This window comes from Oceanicola sp. 22II-s10i (assembly GCF_002210105.1).
Lineage (GTDB): Bacteria > Pseudomonadota > Alphaproteobacteria > Rhodobacterales > Rhodobacteraceae > Pseudooceanicola.
In genome coordinates this window covers 51,522-72,704 of the sequence record NZ_AQQU01000012.1, presented here as the reverse complement: position 1 = coordinate 72,704, position 21,183 = coordinate 51,522, and the positions used below count along the sequence as shown (strand labels likewise).

The 21,183-nt window shown below is 68.6% G+C and carries 20 protein-coding genes; 11 read left to right on the top strand and 9 right to left on the bottom strand.

Going from position 1 to position 21,183, the window contains the following annotated elements; genetic code table 11:
* Positions 1–52 precede the first annotated feature (52 nt).
* Positions 53–700 (bottom strand): flavin reductase family protein, encoded by a 648-nt coding sequence (locus tag ATO6_RS21365; protein ID WP_088626085.1) that lies wholly within the window; start codon positions 698–700, stop codon positions 53–55.
* Entirely contained in the window at positions 697–1,383 is a 687-nt protein-coding gene (locus ATO6_RS21360) for a GntR family transcriptional regulator (RefSeq protein WP_088626084.1), read from the bottom strand. Before ATO6_RS21360 ends, ATO6_RS21365 begins: the two co-directional genes overlap by 4 nt.
* 167 nt (positions 1,384–1,550) lie before the next feature.
* Here ATO6_RS21360 and ATO6_RS21355 point away from each other — a divergent pair, with 167 nt between their 5' ends.
* The 11 genes from ATO6_RS21355 (at position 1,551) to ATO6_RS21305 (ending at position 13,598) form a co-directional block, all read left to right on the top strand.
* Positions 1,551–3,128, top strand: coding sequence for an ABC transporter substrate-binding protein (locus ATO6_RS21355; RefSeq protein WP_088626083.1), 1,578 nt, complete (start codon positions 1,551–1,553; stop codon positions 3,126–3,128).
* A gap of 139 nt (positions 3,129–3,267) precedes the next feature.
* Positions 3,268–4,260: an ABC transporter permease gene (locus ATO6_RS21350; protein WP_088626110.1), complete on the top strand. Its 993-nt coding sequence runs from the start codon at positions 3,268–3,270 to the stop codon at positions 4,258–4,260.
* The gene (locus ATO6_RS21345) at positions 4,253–5,230 is read left to right on the top strand and encodes an ABC transporter permease (RefSeq protein ID WP_217899046.1); all 978 of its coding nucleotides are present in this window, start codon (positions 4,253–4,255) and stop codon (positions 5,228–5,230) included. Before ATO6_RS21350 ends, ATO6_RS21345 begins: the two co-directional genes overlap by 8 nt.
* A gap of 5 nt (positions 5,231–5,235) precedes the next feature.
* Positions 5,236–6,417 (top strand): amidohydrolase family protein, encoded by a 1,182-nt coding sequence (locus ATO6_RS21340; RefSeq protein ID WP_254919235.1) that lies wholly within the window; start codon positions 5,236–5,238, stop codon positions 6,415–6,417.
* Positions 6,414–7,847: a chlorohydrolase family protein gene (locus ATO6_RS21335; protein ID WP_254919234.1), complete on the top strand. Its 1,434-nt coding sequence runs from the start codon at positions 6,414–6,416 to the stop codon at positions 7,845–7,847. The genes ATO6_RS21340 and ATO6_RS21335 overlap by 4 nt, the downstream gene beginning before the upstream one ends.
* Positions 7,844–8,812 (top strand): ABC transporter ATP-binding protein, encoded by a 969-nt coding sequence (locus ATO6_RS21330; RefSeq protein ID WP_088626080.1) that lies wholly within the window; start codon positions 7,844–7,846, stop codon positions 8,810–8,812. Before ATO6_RS21335 ends, ATO6_RS21330 begins: the two co-directional genes overlap by 4 nt.
* Positions 8,809–9,768: an ABC transporter ATP-binding protein gene (locus ATO6_RS21325; RefSeq protein ID WP_088626079.1), complete on the top strand. Its 960-nt coding sequence runs from the start codon at positions 8,809–8,811 to the stop codon at positions 9,766–9,768. Before ATO6_RS21330 ends, ATO6_RS21325 begins: the two co-directional genes overlap by 4 nt.
* Positions 9,761–10,252 (top strand): nucleoside deaminase, encoded by a 492-nt coding sequence (locus tag ATO6_RS21320; RefSeq protein ID WP_088626078.1) that lies wholly within the window; start codon positions 9,761–9,763, stop codon positions 10,250–10,252. The genes ATO6_RS21325 and ATO6_RS21320 overlap by 8 nt, the downstream gene beginning before the upstream one ends.
* A gap of 124 nt (positions 10,253–10,376) precedes the next feature.
* A complete protein-coding gene (locus ATO6_RS21315) occupies positions 10,377–11,501 on the top strand; it encodes an NADH:flavin oxidoreductase (RefSeq protein ID WP_088626077.1) in 1,125 nt (374 codons plus the stop codon).
* Positions 11,502–11,572: 71 nt separating this feature from the next.
* A complete protein-coding gene (serS, locus tag ATO6_RS21310; protein ID WP_088626076.1) occupies positions 11,573–12,862 on the top strand; it encodes a serine--tRNA ligase in 1,290 nt (429 codons plus the stop codon).
* Between the two features lie 31 nt (positions 12,863–12,893).
* The gene (locus ATO6_RS21305) at positions 12,894–13,598 is read left to right on the top strand and encodes a tryptophan-rich sensory protein (protein WP_176441049.1); all 705 of its coding nucleotides are present in this window, start codon (positions 12,894–12,896) and stop codon (positions 13,596–13,598) included.
* A gap of 227 nt (positions 13,599–13,825) precedes the next feature.
* On the opposite strand, the gene ATO6_RS21300 is transcribed toward ATO6_RS21305, so the two are convergent.
* From ATO6_RS21300 to ATO6_RS21270, 7 genes are all read right to left on the bottom strand, one after another.
* Entirely contained in the window at positions 13,826–14,041 is a 216-nt protein-coding gene (locus ATO6_RS21300) for a formate dehydrogenase subunit delta (RefSeq protein ID WP_088626108.1), read from the bottom strand.
* A complete protein-coding gene (gene fdhD, locus ATO6_RS21295) occupies positions 14,031–14,840 on the bottom strand; it encodes a formate dehydrogenase accessory sulfurtransferase FdhD (protein ID WP_088626107.1) in 810 nt (269 codons plus the stop codon). The genes ATO6_RS21300 and fdhD overlap by 11 nt, the downstream gene beginning before the upstream one ends.
* Before the next feature lie 2 nt (positions 14,841–14,842).
* Positions 14,843–17,740 carry a formate dehydrogenase subunit alpha gene (fdhF, locus tag ATO6_RS21290; protein WP_088626074.1) on the bottom strand — a complete coding sequence of 966 codons (2,898 nt, stop codon included), beginning with the start codon at positions 17,738–17,740 and terminating at the stop codon, positions 14,843–14,845.
* A gap of 14 nt (positions 17,741–17,754) precedes the next feature.
* A complete protein-coding gene (locus tag ATO6_RS21285; RefSeq protein WP_088626073.1) occupies positions 17,755–17,973 on the bottom strand; it encodes a DUF4287 domain-containing protein in 219 nt (72 codons plus the stop codon).
* A gap of 157 nt (positions 17,974–18,130) precedes the next feature.
* Positions 18,131–19,660 (bottom strand): NADH-quinone oxidoreductase subunit NuoF, encoded by a 1,530-nt coding sequence (locus ATO6_RS21280; protein WP_088626072.1) that lies wholly within the window; start codon positions 19,658–19,660, stop codon positions 18,131–18,133.
* Positions 19,657–20,124 carry a formate dehydrogenase subunit gamma gene (locus tag ATO6_RS21275; protein ID WP_088626071.1) on the bottom strand — a complete coding sequence of 156 codons (468 nt, stop codon included), beginning with the start codon at positions 20,122–20,124 and terminating at the stop codon, positions 19,657–19,659. The genes ATO6_RS21280 and ATO6_RS21275 overlap by 4 nt, the downstream gene beginning before the upstream one ends.
* Before the next feature lie 94 nt (positions 20,125–20,218).
* Positions 20,219–21,100 carry a LysR family transcriptional regulator gene (locus ATO6_RS21270; protein WP_088626070.1) on the bottom strand — a complete coding sequence of 294 codons (882 nt, stop codon included), beginning with the start codon at positions 21,098–21,100 and terminating at the stop codon, positions 20,219–20,221.
* Between the last annotated feature and the right edge of the window lie 83 nt (positions 21,101–21,183).

Here is a 21,183-nt window from a genome sequence, read left to right as displayed (position 1 = left end):
AAACGCGAAAGGCCGGGCATCGCCCGGCCTTTTCACGTTGCCATCCGGTCGGTCAGGCCCGCGCCTTGCGCCCCGAAACGACTTCCTCGACCGACGGCGTGGCAAGGTCGAAATAGTCCAGCGTCCCGGCATAGCCGTTGCCGCCCATCCGTCCGATCGCATCCAGCTTGGCGTGGTCGGAATAGAAGGTGTCGAGGTCGATCACGTCCTCGCGCACATGGGCCATGACGATCTGGCCAAGGATGATCTCGCGCGCGGAACTGACCTGTATTCCCAGATACCTGCGGCATTCGAAGGCGACCGGCGCCTCGGCGATGCGGGGGCTCAGCACCTTTTCGCCCGGCGCGGTGGTCAGCCCGGCCATCGCCACCTCGTCCACCTCGGGCCCGAAGGCAGCGGCGGTGACGGACATCGGCCCGACATTCGCGCGGTCGACGATGTTGACCGTGAAGCATTCGGTCATGCGGATGTTGTAGGCAGTGTCCTTGAAGCTGCGGTCCGGCTTGTTCTCGACCCCGAGGGCAAGGATCGGCGGATCGGCGGATAGGCAGTTGAAAAAGGAATAGGGCGCGGCGTTCACCACCCCGTCGGGCGACACCGTCGTCACCCATGCGATCGGGCGCGGTACGATGGTGCCGATCATGACCTTGTAGGCCTCGCGCGGGGTCAGTTCGGCGAAATTCAGGGCATGATGGCTCATGAAACGAGCTCCTTTCCATAACGGGACAGGATCGAGGACACGCTGTCGGGCTGCTTTTCCAGCTCCGCACGGCCCGCGACGGCGCCCAGGTGGTGATCCATGATCGCGGTGGCCTTGCCGACGTCACCGGCCCGGATCGCCGCGATGATCTGCGAATGCTCGTCCACCGCGCAGTCCGAGGAATGCGTCTTGGCATACATCGCCATGATCAGCGAACAGCGCAGAACGACCTCGGAGACATAGCGCGACAGCACGGCATTCCCGGTCAGCTCGGCCAGCAGGGTGTGGAATTCACCGGCCAGGCGAATCGAGACCGGCCCGTCCTTGCCCTTGACGCTCTGTTCGCTGCGCACATGCGCCTCGAGCTGGTCATAACCGCTTTCCGGCATCCGGTCGGCGAGGATCCGGATCACCTCGGCCTCCAGCGCACGGCGCACCTCGAAGATGTTCCTGGCCTCTTCCAGCGACGGCTCTGCGACAAAGGCCCCACGGTTTCGGCGCGTGACGACCAGCCCCTCGTTCTCAAGCCGCACCAGCGCGTGGCGCACGATGGTGCGCGACACGCCGAACTGCTCGCCCACGGTATCCTCGGGCAGACGCATGCCCGGCTTGAGGGCCTGCTCGATGATCGCGCGGCGCAGCAGGGTGTGCACGGCATCCGTCAGGGTCGTCTTTTCTTCCATGGTCCGGCTTCTTGTCGCTTCGGTGTTCACCGCAGATAGCGTATCCGGATGTTTACGTCAATTGGATACAATTTTCTTGCCAAGTAAAATACAATCAGTCATCAAAGTCACATCGTATCCAATCTGGGTGATTCCCGGATGCAATCCAAGGACAGGGAGCCGAACACATGAAACTCAGATCGCTCATGCTCGTTTCTGCGGCAGTGGCGGGCCTTGCCGGCGCCGCTCAGGCCGAGAACGTGCTCAAGTGGGGCGCCAACCGGGACATCGGATCGCTCGATCCGTACTCCTACGGCGACAGCTTCACGATCAACGTACTGAACCACGTCTACGAGGGCCTCGTGCGTTACAACGAGGAGCTCAAGATCGAGCCCGCGCTGGCCGAAAGCTGGGAAATCCTCGACGACCAGATCACCTGGCGCTTCAAGCTGCGCGAAGGCGTCACGTTCCACAACGGCAACCCCTTCACCGCCGATGACGTCGTCGCCTCGCTGGAGCGTGTCAGCCACGAGACCTCGCCGCTCAAGGGCAACCTGCCCGCCTATGTCTCGTCCAAGGTCGTGGACGACCTGACCGTCGACATCACCCTGAACGGCACCTACCCGCTGCTGCTCAACGACCTGACGAACATCCATATTTTCGACAAGGAATGGATGGAGGCGAACGACTCGCTGCTGCCGACCGACATCGGGTCGGGCAAGGAGGGCTTTGCCACCTACAACGCCAACGGCACCGGCCCGTTCATCGTCGAAAGCCGCCAGCCCGACGCCAAGACCGTCTTTGTCGTGAACCCCGACTGGTGGGACACGCCCAAGCACAACCTCGACCGGATCGAACTGACGCCGGTCACCTCGGCAGCCACCCGTGTCGCGGCGCTGCTGTCGGGTGAGATCAACTTCACCAACGACGCGCCGGTGCAGGACCTTCCGCGCCTCGCCGCTGCCCCGAACGTCGAGGTTCTGGAAGGCGTCGACCTGCGCACCGTGATGATCGGCTTCCCGTTCCGCGACACGCTGGTGTCGGGTGAGCCCAACCCGTTCAAGGAACGCTCGGTGCGCGAGGCGCTCTACAAAGCGATCGACCTCGACCTGATCCACCAGAAGGTCATGCGCGGCAAATCCCGCATCGCGGGCGCGACCGTGGCCCCGCCGATCCCCGGATACACCGAGGCACTGGATACACTGCCCGGATACGATCCGGACGCCGCGAAGGCCCTGCTGGCCGAGGCGGGCGTGCCCGAGGGGCTGGCGTTCGAGTTCAACTGCCTGAGCGACGGTCTGGTGAACGAGGAGCAGTTCTGCCAGGCGATCGCGTCGATGTGGTCGCGGATCGGCCTGTCGCCGAAGCTCGACGTCGCGCCCCGCGCAGTGCAGACGCCGAAGCGGACGAACGGCACCACCGACGTCTACACGCTGGGCTGGGCGACGCTGCCGATGCTCGACGCCTATTCGCCGCTGCTGCAGATCTTCCACACCAAGGAAGGCAATTCGGGCGTGTTCAACTGGGGCGGCTGGTCCTTCCCGGAGCTGGACAAGCTGATCGACGCGGCCGGGTCCGAACTCGACACGCCCAAGCGGCTGGCGATGGAGACCGAGGCGCTGCAGATCGTCAAGGACGAGATCATCATGATCCCGCTGCACCAGCAGCCGATGGCATGGGCCGTCACCGACGCGGTGACCGAGATGCCGCTGTTCCCCGACAACAAGCCGCGGCTGTGGTTCGCGCGCGTCGGTTCGGGCAGCTGACCTGAAGATGTCGGATCGCCCCCTGGGCGATCCGACCAGCGCGGGGGGCTCTGCCCCCCGCACCCCCCGAAGTATTTTCGGCCAGAGGAAGCAGGGGACCCTGCGCGCCTGACTGGCCGCGACGAAAGCGGAGATGAAGATGCTCGCCTTTCTGATCAAGCGCACGGCCAACGCGGCCTTCGTCATGCTGGCGGTGGCGCTGCTGGCCTTCACCATCTTCCGGTTCTTCGGCGATCCGGTCGAGATGATGGTGAACGAACAGGCCACACAGGCCGACCGGGCCGAGCTGCGGGAACGGCTGGGGCTGAACGACGGGTTCGTCACCCAGTACACCCGGTTCGTCACGAATGCCGTGCAGGGGGATTTCGGCATCTCCTACCGCAACCAGCAGGACGTCATGGTGCTGATCGGGGACCGGTTCCCCGCGACCTTCGAACTGGTGCTGGTGGCGACCGTCATCTCGCTGGTGGTCGGCATCCCGCTGGGGGTGATCACCGCCGTCCACCGCGACTCGCGGCTGGCCAATGCGCTGCAGCTGGGGTCGATCGTGGGCGTGTCGCTGCCTTCCTTCGTCGTGGGGATCATGCTGATCCTCGCCTTTTCCGTGACGCTGGGCTGGCTGCCCGCCTTCGGCCGGGGCGAGACGGTGGACGTGGGCTGGTGGTCGACCGGCCTGCTTACGCCATCGGGCCGGGCCGCGCTGGTGCTGCCGGCGATCTCGCTCTCGACCTTCCAGATCACGCTGGTGATGCGGCTGGTCCGGGCCGAGATGCTGGAGACGCTGCGGACCGACTACGTGAAATTCGCCCGCGCCCGCGGCGTGCCCGCCGCCCGCGTGCAGTGGGTCCATGCGCTCAGGAACTGCCTGATGCCGGTGATCACCCTGACGGGGATGCAGATCGGCAACCTGATCGCCTTCGCGCTGGTGACCGAGACGGTGTTCCAGTGGCCGGGCATGGGCCTGCTGTTCATCCAGGCCGTGACCTTCGTCGATATCCCGGTGATGGCCGCCTACCTGATGCTCGTCTCGTTCATCTTCGTCGCGCTGAACACCGCCGTCGACGTCACATACGCCTGGGTCGATCCGCGCCTGCGCGACGACACCGCCAAAGCCGGAGGGGCCAATGGCTGACCTGTCCATGACAACCGAACCCACGCCCGTCCCCGCCGCCACCCCGATGCCCGCCCGCAGGTCCCGACTGAGCCGGATGCGCGACAGCGACCTGTGGCATTCGTTCCGCGGTCACCCGAGCGCGATCTTCGCCGCCTGCCTGCTGGCCCTTGTCGCGCTGACCGCGCTTTTCGCGCCGCTGATCACGCCGCAGGACCCCTACGACCTGTCCGCGTTGGAGCTGTGGAACGCCGAGATCCCGCCGATCTGGAACGCGGACGGCCAGATGCCCTACCTGCTGGGCACCGACACGCAGGGCCGCGATATCCTGTCGGCGATCCTCTACGGCTCGCGCATCTCGCTGGTGATCGGTTTCGCCTCGGTCATGGTGGCGCTGGCGGTCGGGCTGACGCTGGGGCTGATCGCGGGCTATTTCGGCGGCTGGATCGACAACGTCATCATGCGGGTCGGCGACGTGCTGCTGTCGATGCCCTTCATCCTGATCGCGATCCTGATCACCGCCGTCGCCACCGCGTCCCTGCCGACGGGGCTGAAGGACGTGCTGGCCGCGCCGATCCTGATCCTCGCCATCGCCGTGCCGTCATGGGTGCAATACGCCCGCACCGTCCGCGCCAGCGCCATGGTCGAGCGCAAGAAGGAATACGTACAGGCCGCGCGGCTGATCCGCGTGAAGTCCTGGCGCATCATGCTGCATCACATCCTGCCGAACTGCCTGACGCCGATCCTCGTCGCCGCCACGCTGAACTTCGGTCTCGCCATCCTCAGCGAGGCGACGCTGTCCTTCCTCGGCGTCGGCATGCCGCCCGACCAGCCCAGCCTCGGGACGCTGATCCGCATCGGCAACCAGTATCTCTTCTCGGGCCTGTGGTGGATCGTCGTGTTCCCGGCGGTGCAGCTCTGCCTGATCGTGGTGTCGGTCAACATGATCGGCGACTGGCTGCGCGACGCCCTCAATCCCAAACTCCGGTGAGAATGATGAAGACCAAGACCCTCAAGAACGTCCGCCCGATGGGCGCCGCCGCGACCGACCTGCATATCGTGGAGGGCAAGTTCGCCGCCACCGCCGGAGACGGCGCCGAGGTCATCGACTGCGGCGGACGCATCCTGATCCCCGGACTGGTGGAGGCGCACACCCATCTCGACAAGTCGCTGCTGGGGCTGCCGTGGTATCGCAACGAGGTCGGGCCGCGCCTGATCGACAAGATCAACAACGAACGCGAGGTGAAGGTCTCGCTCGGGCTCGACCCGCAGGTGCAGAGCGAGCGGCACGCGATCCTCGCCATGTCGCACGGCTGCACGCATATCCGGTCGCATGTCGACGTCGACACCCATCATGGTCTGGCGGGCGTCGAGGGTGTGATGGCCACCCGCGAAAAGCTGAAGGGCATGATCGACATCGAGATCGTGGCCTTCCCGCAATCCGGCATGATGACCCGCCCCGGCACGGCGGAGCTGATGGACGAGGCGCTGGCGCTCGGTGCGGAACTGGTCGGCGGCATCGACCCCTGCGGGATGGAACATGACCCCAAGGGGCACCTCGACACCGTGTTCGCGCTGGCCGAGAAGCACGGCAAGCCCGTCGACATCCACCTGCACGAACGCGACGCGCTCGGCTGGTTCTCGATGGAAGAGATCATCGACCGGACCGTCGCGCTCGGGATGCAGGGCAAGGTGTCGATCTCGCACGCCTTCTGCCTCGGTGCGGTGGATCGGGCCTATGTGCAGGGCCTGCAGGAAAAGCTGGCCGAGAACCGCATCCACATCCTGACGACCGCCCCTGCCGCCGCGCCCGTTCCCGCCGTGAAGGAGCTCAAGGCGCTCGGCATCCTGACCGGCGCGGGCTGCGACGGCATCCGCGACACATGGGGCCCCTACGGCAATTCCGACATGCTGGAACGCGCCATGTTCATCGGCCTGCGCAACAACCTGCGCCGCGATGACGAGGTCGAGCTGGCGCTGGAGATCTGCACCTACGGCGGCGCGGCGATTATGGAGGTCGCGGGCTACGGGCTGGAGATCGGCTGCAACGCCGACTGCGCGCTGGTCGAAGGCGCGACGCTGGCCGAGGCGGTCGTCACCCGCGCGCCGCGCAAGCTGGTGATGAAGGGCGGAGAGATCACGGCCCGCGACGGCAAATGCGTGGTGGAGGCGCCGTGACCCGCCGCACCCGCCTCACCGCCCGTTGGGTCGTCGGCCATCAGGACGGCGCGCATGTGGTCCACGAGCACGGCAGTGTCGTGATCGAGGGGACGCGCGTGCTGTTCGTCGGCCGGGATTTCGACGGCGAGGTGGCAGAAACCATCGACTACGGCGCCGCGATCATCGGGCCGGGGTTCATCGACCTCGACGCGCTGTCGGACCTCGACACGACGATCCTCGGCTACGACAACGGCCCGGCGTGGAAGAAGGGACGGGTCTGGCCGGAAAGCTACGTCGCGGCGGGGCCATACGAGATGTATTCGGAGGCGGAGCTGGCGTTCCAGAAGCGCTTCGCCTTCGCCCAGCTGGTCCGCAACGGGATCACGACGGCGCTGCCGATCGCCTCGCTCTTCTACCGCGAATGGGGCGAGACGGTTGCGGAGTTCGAAGCCGCCGCCGCCGCGGCCGAGGACCTCGGCCTGCGCGCCTACCTCGGCCCCGCCTACCGCACCGGCGGGCAGGTCACGGACGCGGCGGGCAACATCCGCGCGATCTACGACGAGCCCCGCGGGCTGCAGGAACTGGAGGACGCCGCCGCCTTCGCCCGCCGCATCGACGGCATCGCGGGCGGGCGCGTCCGGGCGATGTTCGCCCCGGACCGGATCGAGACGGCGACCGCCGCGCTGCTGCAGCGCACCCATGCCATCGCCGCCGAGATGGGCGCGCCCGTCCGTCAGCATTCCTGCCAGTCGCCCACCGAGATCCGGCTGGTCATGGAACAGCAAGGCACCACGCCCATCGACTGGCTGGACCGCATCGGCGCGATCGGGCCGAACTGGCTGCTGCCGCATGGCACGCAGGCGACCGAGCGCGACTTCGCCCTGATGGCGCAGCACGGCGCGACGCTGGTGCACTGCCCGCTGGTCTCGGGCCGCCACGGCGGGATGCTGCGGTCGTTCCCGAAATGCCGCGAGATGGGGATCAACATCGGCCTCGGCACCGACACATGGCCGCCTGACATGCTGCTGAACATGCAGCTCGGCATGATGACGGCGCGGCTGGCCGAGGGGATGGAGGCGATCCGCTCCGAGGCGCTGTACGACGCGGCGACACTTGGCGGTGCGCGGGCGCTCGGGCGGGACGACATCGGGCGGCTCGCCCCCGGCGCGCTGGCCGACATCGCGGTGATCGACCTCAGGCGCACGCTGCAGACGCCGGACCCGATCCAGACGATCATGACCTCGGTCTCGGGCCACGATGTCCGCGACGTCTGGATCGACGGCCGCCGCGTGATGGCCGACCGGGTGATCCCAGGCTTCGACGTCGAGGCCGAAACGGCCCGCGCGCAGGCGCAGTTCGACGGGCTGATCGCGAAATACCCCGACCGCACCGCCGGCCATCCGCCGGTGTCGGAGATCTTTACCCCCAGCTACCGGAGGGCCCAATGACCGAGACCGTTCTGGACGTGCGCAACCTGCGCGTCGAATTTCCGACCCGGCGCGGCACGCTGACCGCCGTCGACGACATCTCGCTGACCATCGCCAAGGGCGAAATCCTTGGCGTCGTGGGTGAATCCGGCGCGGGCAAGTCGATGACCGGCATGGCCATCCTCGGGCTGCTGGAACCGCCGGGACGGATCGCCAGCGGCGAGATATGGCTGTCGGGCGACCGGATCGACAACCTGTCCGAAACCCAGATGCAGGCCGTCCGGGGCCGCCGGATCGGCGCGATCTTCCAGGACCCGCTGACCTCGCTCAACCCGCTGTTCCGGGTCGGCGACCAGCTGGTCGAGACGATCCGCCTGCACACCCAGCTGAGCAAGTCCGCCGCCCGCCAGCGCGCCATCGAGCTGATGCGCGAGGTCGGCATCCCCGCGGTCGAGGAGCGGATCGACAACTACCCGCACCAGTTCTCGGGCGGGATGCGGCAGCGGATCGTCATCGCGCTAGCCCTCTGCGCCGAGCCGGAGCTGATCATCGCGGACGAACCGACCACCGCCCTCGATGTCTCGATCCAGGCGCAGATCACCGCGCTGCTGAAACGGCTCTGCCGGGAACGCGGCACGGCGGTGATGCTGGTCACCCACGACATGGGCGTGATCGCGGAAACCGCCGACCGGGTCGCGGTGATGTATGCCGGGCGTCTGGCCGAGCTTGGCGCGGTCGAGGATGTCGTCCGCCGCCCGCAGCACCCCTATACAACCGGACTCATGGGCTCGATCCCCAGCCTGCGCCGCGACGAGGCGGAACTGCAGATGATCCCCGGCGCGATGCCCCGGCTGGGCGCGATCCCCGAGGGCTGCGCCTTCAACCCGCGCTGTGCCTTCGCCGGGCCGAAATGCCGCCGCGACACCCCGCGCATCCATGGAAACGGCGCCGCCTGCTGGCTCGCGCTGGAAGGAGCCACCGCATGACCCGCCCCATCCTCGAAGTCGCGGCGCTGGAACGCCGCTTCGACGTCTCGGCCCCATGGCTGAACCGCATGATCGAACGCAAGCCGCGCCGGACCCTGCGCGCCGTGGACGGTGTGGATTTCGACATCCTGCCCGGCCAGACGCTGGCGCTGGTCGGCGAATCCGGCTGCGGCAAGTCCACCATCGCCAAGCTGGTCACCGGCCTGCACGCACCGTCGGGCGGGTCGATCCGGTTCAACGGCGATCCGGACAAGATGCAGATGATCTTTCAGGACCCCTACGCCTCGCTCAATCCGCGCTGGCGGGTCGGGCGGATCGTGGCCGAGCCGCTGCGCACCCTGCGCCCCGACACGCCCGAGGCGCAGGTGACCGCACGGGTCGAGGAACTGCTCAGCACCGTCGGCCTGTCCCCCGCCGACGCGGTGAAATACCCGCACGAATTCTCGGGCGGGCAGCGCCAGCGGATCTCCATCGCCCGCGCCCTTGCCGGGGACCCGGAGTTCCTCGTCTGCGACGAACCGACCTCGGCGCTGGACGTGTCGGTGCAGGCGCAGGTGCTGAACCTGATGAAGCGGCTCCAGCGCGAGATGGGGCTGACCTATCTCTTCATCTCGCACGACCTGAGCGTGGTGCGGCACATGGCCGACGTCATCGCCGTCATGTACCTGGGCCGGATCGTCGAGATCCAGCCGACGAAGGACCTCTTCGCCAACCCGCTGCACCCCTACACGCGGATGCTGCTGGACACGATCCCGGACCTCGAGGCGCCCAAGCGGGACCGCGCGCCCATGGGGGGCGAGGTGCCCTCGCCCGTCTCGCCGCCCTCCGGCTGCAGTTTCCACCCGCGCTGCCCGCTGGCCTTCGACCGCTGCAAGCGCGAACGCCCCCGGCGCGAGGTGCATGTCCACGACCGCCGCGTTGCCTGTTTCGCCGCCGAGGCCGCCGCCAATGTATGAAGACCGTTTCATGCGCCGCGCCATCGAGATCTCGGCCGAGGCGCTGACCACCCCGGGGACCGAGCCCTTTGGCGCGGTCGTCGTCAAGGACGGCCGGATCGTGGGCGAAGGCATCAATCGCTCCGTCCTCAACCACGACCCGACCTCGCATGGCGAGACCGAAGCGATCCGCGACGCCGCCCGCAACCTCGGCACCGTGGACCTGCGCGGCACCGCGCTCTACACCAGCTGCGAACCCTGCCCGCTCTGCGTCGCCGCGATGATGATCGCCGGGGTGTCAGAGCTCTACTATGCCGCCGACATGGCGCAGGCGGGCGCGGCGCTCGGCGATCTGCCGGAAAGCGCCCGCTTTCCGATCGACGTCGGCCAGATGCTGGCGCAATGCGGCTTGCCCGCGCCCGAACGCAGCATGACGAGCGCGCAGCACCTCGACACGCCCGCAAGCGAGATCCTACAGCAATGGGCGGCCAAGGCGCGCGGCTGACCGGCCGCGTCCCCTCCATTTAACGTTGCGGAACACATTTCCGCAAATGCGCCCCCGTTACCGCATTCCCGGTTGATCCCGTCCGACGACCTGCTAGCGATAACCGGCAACGCAGGAGGCACGCATGGCTCAGACCGAAACCGTCGCAGGGGTCGAGACCCTTTTCCGTCCGTTCCGCGTCGGATCGCTGGAGATGAAGAACCGCATCGTCATGGCGCCCATGACCCGCAACCAGGCGCCCGAGGGTGTGCCGGGCGCAGCCAATGCCGAATATTACCGCAAGCGCGCCGAGGGCAGTGTCGGCCTGATCCTGTCGGAAGGCACCGTCGTCGACCGCCCCGCCTCGCGCAACCTGCCGAACGTGCCCTTCTTCCACGGCGCCGCCGCCCTCGGCGGCTGGAAGGACGTGATCGACACCGTCCACGCCGCGGGCGGCAAGATGGGCCCGCAGATCTGGCACACCGGCTCCACCCGCGGTTCGCGCGGATGGGAACCGGGGGTCGAGGTCGAAAGCCCCTCGGGAATCGTGAAACCCGAGGACCCGCGCGGCCGCGCGATGTCCGAGGAAGACATCGCCGACACCATCGCCGCCTTCGCCCGCGCCGCCGCCGAGGCGGAAAAGCTGGGCTTCGACATGGCCGAGGTGCATGGCGCGCACGGCTACCTGCTGGACCAGTTCCTGTGGGAGGGCACCAACACCCGCGCCGACGGATGGGGCGGCCCCACCCTGCCCGAACGCACCCGCATCATGGTCGAGCTGATCAAGGCCATCCGCGCCGCCGTCAGCCCCGACTTCCCCATCTTCCTGCGCCTCAGCCAGTGGAAGCAGCAGGACTACGAGGTCAAGCTCGCCACCACCCCCGACGAGATGACCGCATGGCTCGCGCCGCTGGCCGAGGCGGGCGTCGACGTCTTCCACTGCTCGCAGCGCCGGTTCTGGGTGCCCGAGTTCCCCGAGCTCGACGGAGAGGACGGGCTGAACTTCGCGGGCTGGGCCAGGAAGCTGACCGGCGTGCCCACCTGTTCGGTCGGCTCCGTCGGCCTCGACGGCGAATTCTTCCGCTCGTTCCGTGGCCACGGCGCGGGGGCTGCGGGGATCGAGAAGCTGCTGGAACGGATGGAACGCGACGAGTTTGACCTGATCGCCGTCGGCCGGATCCTCATCTCCGACCCCTACTGGGTCGAGAAGATCCGCACCGGTCAGGATGTCTCGGGCTTCGACGCAGCCGCCCTCGCGACACTGGACTGACGCGCCCCGTTTACCTCGCCAAAGGTTTTCCGGCATAAGGCGCGCACGAATCCCGTCTGCAGGAGGACCCTATGCACGACATCCGCACCATCCGCGAGAACCCGGCCGCCTTCGACGCCGCGCTGTCCCGCCGTGGCGTGTCGTCGCTGTCGTCCGGGATCCTCGCCCTCGACGAGGCACGGCGCGCGAAAATCCACGCCGCCGAGACCGCACAGGCCGACCAGAACGCCGCCTCCAAGCAGGTCGGCGCCGCCAAGGCCAAGGGTGACGAGGCCGAGTTCGAACGCCTCCGCGCCCTCGTGTCCGACAAGAAGGCCGAGGTCGCCGCGCTGAACGACGAGGCCAAGGCGCTCGACGCGCAGCTGACCGAGATGCTGTCGGGCATCCCCAACCTGCCGCTGGCCGATGTGCCCGACGGGGCGGACGAGGCCGACAACGTCGAGGTCAACCGCTGGGGCACGCCCCGCAGCTTCGATTTCAAGCCGGTCGAGCACTACGAGATCGCGGGCGTGAAGAACGGCATGGACTTCGAAACCGCCGCCAAGCTCTCCGGCGCGCGTTTCGTCGTGCTGTCGGGTGCCGTCGCACGGATCCACCGGGCGCTGGCGCAGTTCATGGTCAACACCCATGTCGACCAGAACGGCCTGACCGAAACCTGGACCCCCGTGCTGGTGCGCGAGGAGATGATGTATGGCACCGGCCAGCTGCCGAAGTTCGGCGAGGACAGCTATCAGACCCGCGAGGGCTGGTGGCTGGTGCCGACCGCCGAGGTCACGCTGACCAACATCGTCAGCGACACCATCATCGCCGAGGACTACCTGCCCCGCCGCTACGTGGCGCACACCCAGTGCTTCCGCTCCGAGGCGGGCAGCGCCGGGCGAGACACGGCGGGCATGCTGCGCCAGCACCAGTTCGAGAAGGTCGAGATGGTTTCGGTCACGAAGCCCGAGGACTCGCTGGCCGAACACGCCCGAATGACCAGATGCGCCGAAGGCATCCTCGAGGCGCTCGGCCTGCCCTACCGCACCGTGGTGCTCTGCACCGGCGACATGGGGTTCGGCGCGACCAAGACCCATGACCTCGAGGTCTGGCTGCCCGGTCAGGACACCTACCGCGAGATCTCCTCGGTTTCGGTCTGCGGCGATTTCCAGTCCCGCCGGATGAACGCCCGCTACCGCCCCGCGGGCGGCAAGCCGGAGTTCGTGCACACGCTCAACGGCTCCGGCCTCGCGGTCGGACGCGCGCTGATCGCGGTGCTGGAGAACGGCCAGCAGCAGGACGGCTCCGTCGACCTGCCCGAGGCGCTGCATCCCTACCTCGGCGGCAAGACCCGCCTGTCGGCTGACGGCACGCTCGTCTGAACCGGAACCGGCTTTCATGCGTAGTCACGCCATGACACGCATGAAAGCCATCCTCGCCCTGACCGCCGCGCTCGCCTTCGCGATCTCGCCCGTCGTCACGCCCGGCTTCGCCGGCTTCTCGCCCGACCAGTTCCCCGTGCCGCAGGTCGACCCGCCGATCCAGCCGCCGGGCTGGGCCTTCTCGATCTGGGGCCTGATCTACGCCTGGCTGATCGCCTCCACCGGCTACGGCCTCCTGCGCCGGGCCGAGGATCCCGCGTGGGACGCGCACCGCTGGCCCCTGATCATCAGCCTGACGCTCGGCGCGGCATGGGTGCCGTTGGCTACCGTCTCGCCACTGTGGGCGACGGTCCTCATCTGGCTGATGCTGATCCCCGCCCTCGCCGCCCTTCTGCGCGCCCCCCGCAGCGACACGCTGCTGCTCGCCACCCCGCTCGGCCTCTATGCCGGCTGGCTGACGGCGGCCACCTGCGTGGCCACGGCGATCCTCGCCACCGGCTATGGCGCGACCCCGGTGATCCCCATCCACGCGGCCCTCGTCCTGCTGGCGCTGGCCATCGGCCTGACGACCTTGCGCCTGCGCCCCGCCAGCCACGGCTATGCCGCCGCGCTGATCTGGGCCCTCGCCGGCATCGCCGCCTCGAACCTCACGCCGACCGTCTGGCTCATCCTGATCCCCGCCGCCGCCGGCATCCTGCTGGTCCTCGCGACCACGTTCCTCCGCCGCCCCGCGTGAGTCGGGACCGGGTCAAGGATGCGCGTCACGCGCACCGCGGCCTTGCCGCGGCTCGTCCTTGAGGCGGGCGCGACTCACATCACCCTCGACATGGCGCCTGACGGGGCAGACCTGCCCCTCAGGCGCCTCTCAGCAGGAATTCCGCCGCACAAGCCGCCGCAACGCCCTGTCGGACGCGTCGCCCCACCGATGTCGGAAACAGGAATGCGCGGCAGCGCGCAATTCGGTCAGGCCCGCTCCCGGAGCAGCATAGCCGCCTCAAGTGCCAGCGGCTTAAGCCCCTCGCCGCCCTCAGCCACGATCTGATCCAGCTGCTCCCGCATCCGGGGCTCCCAGAAATCGCTCAGGTGCTGGACGACCTTCTCGGCCTGCCCTTCGCCCGGCTGGGTCTCGAAGAAGGTGGCGATCTGGTTCGCCATGTAGACCAGTTTCTCACGCGACATCGACATCTCCCCCGATCCGCTCCGCATGGGTCCACAGGTCGAACCCGCCCGTGCCCGCCGCCGTCACCAGCGTGATCCCGGCGCGTTCCGCCACCTCCAGCGCGAGAGTCGTAGGCGCCGAGACGGCCACGACCGCAGGCACCCCGGCCACCGCGCATTTCTGCACCATCTCGACCGAGATCCGGCTGGTCAGCACCACCGCCCCTCCGGTCATCGCCGCGCCCTCTCGCGCCATCCCGCCGATCAGCTTGTCGAGCGCGTTGTGCCGGCCCACGTCCTCACGCGCCGCGACGATCACGCCGTCCGGCATCATGAAGCCCGCCGCATGCACCGCCCGCGCCCGGTCGTGCAGCGGCTGGAACGCCCGCAGCGCCTCGGTCGCCCCGGCGATCCCGGCCACATCGAACAGCGGCCCAGTGCCGACCCGGGGCACATCCCGCGCCGCCTCGGCCAGCGAGTCGATCCCGCAGAGCCCGCAGCCCACCGGACCCGCCATCGCCCGCCGCCGCGCCATCAGCGCCCCGGCCCTAGCGCCCTCGATCCACAGCCGCGCCTCGATCCCTTGCGGGTGCTCTGCGATCTCCACGCTCTCGATCTCGGCCACGCCGCCCACGATCCCCTCGGTCAGGCAGAACCCGACGGCGAAATCCTCCAGATCAGCGGGCGAGGCCATCATCACCGCCAGCGAGGTCCCGTTGACGACCACCGCCACCGGCACCTCTTCGGGCAGCGCCCGCGCCCCCGCGCGGCGCGCGTCGCCGCGCACCGACCAGACCGGGCGGGATGCGACGCCCTTCACGATCACTCCGCCGCCGGCAGGATCCGGCGCGCGCGTTCGGCCTGCGCGGCGTAGTCTTCCTGCCAGTCAGACGGCCCGTTCGACTGCGACACCTGCACCGCCGTCACCTTGTATTCCGGGCAGTTCGTCGCCCAGTCCGAGAAGTCGGTGGTGATCACGTTCGCCTGCGTGTCCGGGTGGTGGAAGGTGGTATAGACCACGCCGGGGCTGACCCGGTCGGTGATCTGCGCCCTGAGCGTCGTCTCGCCCGAACGCGAGGCGATCCTGACCCAGTCCCCGTCCTTCAGGCCCCGGTTCTCGGCGTCGTGGGGGTGGATCTCCAGCACGTCCTCGGCATGCCAGACGGTGTTCGCCGTCCGCCGCGTCTGCGCGCCGACGTTGTATTGCGACAGGATGCGCCCGGTGGTCAGCAGCAGCGGGAAGCGCGGCCCGGTCTTTTCGTCCGTCGCCACGTATTCCGTCACGATGAACCGGCCCCGGCCCCGCACGAAGCCATCGACATGCATCAGCGGCGTGCCCTCGGGCGCGGAGTCGTTGCAGGGCCACTGGACGGACCCCTTCTCCTCCAGCAGCTCGTAGGTGACATTGGCGAAGGACGGCGTGGTCGCCGCGATCTCTTCCATGATCTGGGCGGGGTGGGTGTAGTGCCAGCCTGCGCCCATGGCGTTCGCCAGCGCCTGCGTCACCTCCCAGTCCTCCAGCCCGTTGCGGGGCGCCATCACCTTGCGCACGCGGTTGATGCGGCGTTCCGCATTGGTGAAGGTCCCGTCCTTTTCGAGGAAGGTCGAGCCGGGCAGGAAGACATGCGCATAATTCGCCGTCTCGTTCAGGAACAGGTCGTGCACGATCACGCAGTCCATCGCCGCCAGGCCCGCCGCGACGTGCTTTGTGTCCGGATCGGACTGCAGGATGTCCTCGCCCTGACAGTAGAGCCCGCGGAACGTGCCCTCGACGGCGGCGTCCAGCATGTTGGGGATGCGCAGGCCCGGTTCCGGGTCGATCTCGACGCCCCAGAGGCTTTCGAAGATCTCGCGCACGTCAGCGTTCTTCACGTGCCGGTAGCCCGGCAACTCGTGCGGGAAGGATCCCATGTCGCAGGAGCCCTGCACGTTGTTCTGGCCGCGCAGCGGGTTCACCCCCACGCCGGGCCGACCGATGTTGCCGGTCAGCATGGCGAGGTTGGCGATCCCCATGACGGTGGTCGAGCCCTGGGAGTGTTCCGTCACGCCGAGGCCGTAGTAGATCGCCCCGTTGCCGCCGGTGGCGAAGGTCCGCGCGGCGGCGCGCAGCTCGGCCGACGGCACGCCGGTCAGCATCTCGTTCGCCTCGGGCGAATGACGCGGGTCCTTGACGAACTCCGCATAGGCGAGGAATTCCTCCCAGTCGCAGCGCTCGCGGATGAAGGCCTCGTCGAAGAGCCCCTCGGTCACGATCACATGCGCCAGCGCGGTGACGACCGCCACGTTCGTGCCGGGCCGCAGCGGCAGGTGATGCGCCGCCTCGACATGCGCCGAGCGCACGAGGTCGATCCGGCGCGGGTCGATGACGATCAGTTTCGCGCCCTGCCGCAGCCGTTTCTTGAGGCGGCTGGCAAAGACCGGGTGGCCGTCGGTTGGGTTGGCGCCGATGACGATGACCACGTCGGTCTGCTCGACGCTGTCGAAATCCTGCGTGCCCGCCGAGGTGCCGAAGGTCTGGCCGAGGCCGTAGCCCGTGGGCGAGTGGCAGACGCGGGCGCAGGTGTCGGTGTTGTTGTTGCCGAAGACGGCGCGGGCGAGTTTCTGGACGAGGAAGGTCTCCTCGTTCGTGCAGCGCGACGACGTGATGACGCCGATGGACTTCTTGCCGTGTGCCTCCTGAATGCCGCGCATGCGGGTGGCGGCGAAGCTCAGCGCCTCCTCCCACGACACCTCGCGCCAGGGCTGATCGATGGTGTCGCGGATCATCGGGTTCAGGATCCGGTCCTTGTGGGTGGCGTAGCCATAGGCGAAACGGCCCTTGACGCAGGAATGGCCCCGGTTCGCCTTGCCGTGCTTGTAGGGTGTCATGCGGACCAGCTCGTCACCGTTCAGTTCGGCCTTGAACGAGCAGCCGACGCCGCAATAGGCGCAGGTGGTGACGACCGAGCGGTCGGGCGTGCCCAGTTCAATGACCGACTTTTCCTGCAGCGTGGCGGTCGGGCAGGCCTGCACGCAGGCGCCGCAGGACACGCAGTCCGAGGCCAGCGCGTCGTCAGTTTTCGCGCCGAAGGAGACGCGGCTTTCGAAGCCCCGGCCCTCGATCGTCAGCGCGAAGGTGCCCTGCACCTCTTCGCAGGCGCGGACGCAGCGCGAGCAGACGATGCATTTCGCCGGGTCGTAGGTGAAATACGGGTTGCTGTCGTCCTTGGGGATATAGCGGAAGTTCTCATCGCGCCCTTGCGCGCGCGCCTCGAAATGGTTGGCGAGCGGCGCTTCGGCAGGGGCGGTGTAACGGACGTCGCGCAGGCCGACCATGCCCGCCATGTCCTGCAACTCGCAATCGCCGTTGGCCGCGCAGGTCAGGCAGTCGAGCGGGTGGTCGGAGATGTAGAGCTCCATCACGCCCTTGCGGATCTTCTTGACCTTGGCGGACTGGGTGTGGACGACCATCCCCTCGGCCACCGGCGTGGTGCAGGAGGCGGGGGTGCCGCGGCGGCCCTCGATCTCGACCACGCAGAGCCGGCAGGAGCCCCAGGCCTCGACGCTGTCGGTGGCGCAGAGCTTCGGGATCCGCAGGCCCGCCTCGGCGGCGGCGCGCATGACCGAGGTGCCGTCCGGGACCGTTACGGCGAACCCGTCGATGGTCAGGCTGACCGGCGCGCCGGTCTTGAGCGGCGTGCCCATGTCCCAGTCCTTGGGGGGGATGATGAAATCCTTCATGGCGGGCTCCGGGGTCAGGTTGATTTGCCGGCGGCGGCCTTTTCATGGGCCACCAGCGCGTTGGCATGGCCATGGCCGAGGCCATGGGTGTCTTTCAGGAAGGCGACGATTTCCATGTGGGCCATGGAGCCGAGCCGTTCGCGGACCATGGCGAGCCAGTGCTCGACGGGCTGGCCGTACTTCTTCTCGATCGAGGGGAAGTAGGAGGCGGGGCCTTTGACCTTGTCCGTCATGTTCGGGTCTCCTTGATCGCGATGAGCGTCGCGGGGGGCTCTGCCCCCGCCGCGGCTGCGCCGCGACTCCCCCGAAGTATTTGGAACCAGAAGAAGCAGGGGACTGGCGCGGGATGGCGGGTGGGGCGACGGGCCCGCAGGGCGCGAGCGGCGCGTGTCATTCCGCGGCCTCCCTGGCGGGCGTGAAATCTTGGGGGGCGAGGCGTAGGGCCGAGAGAACCGGGTAGGGCGTGAAGCCGCCGAGGGCGCAGAGGCTGCCGTCCTTCATCGTCTCGCAGAGGTCCTCGAGCAGCGGGATCGCCGCGGCGTCGCCCTGGCGGATGCGGTCGATGGTTTCCACGCCGCGCACCGCGCCGATGCGACAGGGGGTGCACTTGCCGCAGCTTTCGACCGCGCAGAACTCCATCGCGAAGCGGGCCATCGCGCCGAGGTCGGCCGTGTCGTCGAAGACGACGAGGCCCGCATGGCCGATCAGGCCGCCCTGCCCGTCGAACTCCTCGTAGCCGAAGGGCGTATCGAACTGGTTGGGGCCGAAGTAGGCGCCGAGCGGGCCGCCGACCTGCACCGCCTTGACCGGGCGGCCCGAGCGGGTGCCGCCGCCGATGTCATCCACGATCTCGCCGAGGGGCAGGCCGAAGGCCGTCTCGAACAGCCCGCCGTGACGGACGTTGCCGGCGATCTGCAGCGGGATCGTCCCGCGCGACCGGCCGAGGCCGAAGTCGCGGTAGTAGTCCGCGCCCTTCTCGAAGATCACCGGCACCGTCGCCAGCGAGATCACGTTGTTGACCACCGTCGGCCTGCCGAACGCGCCCTCCAGCGCCGGCAGTGGCGGCTTCGCGCGCACCGTCCCGCGCTTGCCTTCCAGCGAGTTCAGCAGCGAGGTTTCCTCGCCGCATACGTAGGCCCCCGCGCCCACGCGGATTTCCATGTCGAAGGCGCGGCCCGAGCCGAGCACGTCCGTGCCGAGCAGCCCCGCGCGTCGGGCGATGTCCACCGCCGCGGTCATCACGCGGATCGCATCCGGGTATTCCGACCGCAGGTAGACGAAGCCCTTCTCGGCGCCGGTGCCGAGGCCCGCGATCGCCATGCCCTCGATCAGGCAGAAGGGATCGCCCTCCATCAGCATCCGGTCGGCGAAGGTCCCGCTGTCGCCCTCGTCGGCATTGCAGACGATGTACTTCCGGTCCGCCTCGGCCTTGCGCACCGTGTCCCACTTGATGCCGGTCGGAAAGCCCGCGCCGCCGCGGCCGCGCAGACCGCTCTGGGTTACCTCGGTCACGATCTCGGCCTGTGACATGCCGAGCGCGCGGCGGAGTCCCGCGAGGCCGCCATGCGCCTCGTAGTCGGCCAGCGACAGCGGGTCGGTCAGGCCGCAGCGGGCGAAGGTCAGACGGGTCTGGCGGGCGAAATAGGGGATCGCCTCGACCGGGCCGAGGGCCAGCGCGTCGTCGCCGAAGTTGCTGGCGAAGAGGCCGGGCACGTCCGAGGCCGCGACCGGGCCGAAGGCGGTGCGGCCGGCGTCCGTTTCCACCTCGACCAGCGGTTCCAGCCAGATCATGCCGCGGGTGCCGTTGCGGACCAGCGTGACCTCGAGTCCGCGCGCCTCCGCCTCGGCGGTGATCGCATCGGCCACGGCATCGGCGCCGAGGGCGCGGGCGGCGGCATCTGCGGGGACGTAGATCCTCATGCGCCCGCCTCCTTCAGCAGCGTCTCCAGCCGGTCGGCATCGACCCGCCCGTGAAGCTGTCCGTCAAGCTCCACCGCTGGCCCGCAGGCGCAGAGACCGAGGCAATAGACCGGCTCCAGCGTCACGCCGCAGGTGCCCGTTCCGTGCCAGCCGGTGGCCAGCCGCCGCTGCGCCGCCGCCTCGAGTGCCGCGCCGCCCTGGGCCTGGCAGGCCTCGGCCCGGCAGATGCGCAGGGTGTGCGTCCCGGCGGGCGTCTCGCGGAAGTCGTGGTAGAAGCTGACGACGCCATGCACCTCGGCCCGGCCGAGGTTCAGGGCATGGGCGATGCGGGCGATCGCGGCCTCGGGGATATGGCCGAAAGCGTGCTGGATCGCGTGCAGGATCGGCAGCATCGGCCCCTCGAGCGTGCGGTGGCCGTCGATGATGCGGTCGATCTCGGTCAGGTCGGCTGAGGCGTCGGACATGGGCGTCACCCTGGCTTTGGCGGTCGGGGCGGTTCTGCGCGGCATTGCGCGGTAAATCAATATCGCATTTCCGTCGATTGATAGGCAATGCCTATCAAGCCGCGAGCCCCCGCGCCGCCTCGATCAGCGCCTCCAGCACCGGTGTATGAGGTTCGCGCCACGGTGCGACGAGGCCGACGGCGTGGCGTGCGCCGCCCTGACGGATCGGGATGCTGCGCACCGCCCGGCCCGCGGAGAGGAAGCCCGCGATCTCGCGCGGCAGGATCGTCGACCAGCCGCCCTGCTCCACATGGCTCATCAGGATGACGGTGGAGTTCGATTCCACCCGTATCTGCGGGGTGACCCCGGCCTCGAAGAGCATCTGGTTCACGATCCGGCGGTTCTGCATGTCCGGCGTCAGCAGGCAGAGCGGCAGGTCGGCGAGGTCCGCCCAGGCCACCGTGTCGCGGGCCGCCAGAGGGGCGTCGGCGGGGCAGACGAGGTGGTAGGCCTCGCGGTAGAGCGGAACGGTGACGACGCGGCCCAGCGGTTCGTTGTCGAGATAGGTGATCCCCGCGTCGGCCTCCAGATCCTCGATCATCTTGAGGATCTCGACAGAGGAGCGGGACAGGACCGTGACCGAGACGCCGGGATTCGCGGTGCAGAAATCCGAGGTCAGCCGGGCGGCCACGGTCAGCGCGGTCGGGATCACGGCGATGCGCAGTGCGCCGGAAAGGCCCCGGTGCACCGCCCGCATCTCCTCGCGCAGGGTGCGGGCGTCGCCGACGATGCGGCGGGCCCAGTCGAGGGCGCGCTGGCCCTCGGGGGTCAGTCCGCCGTAGCGAGAACCGCGCCAGACCAGCTGGACGCCAAGCTGGGCTTCGAGCTGCTTGATCCCGGCGGAGAGCGAGGGCTGGGTGATGCCGAGGCTTTCGGCGGCGCGGCCGAAGTGTTCCTCGCGCGCGAGGGCGATGAGCATTTCGAGGCGGTCGATCATGGGGACACCACGGGACAGCGAAGAGCGCCACCTGCCCCGGCCCGAGCGCTCCTCCGCCCGGAGTCAAGCCGAAGGCGCCGGGC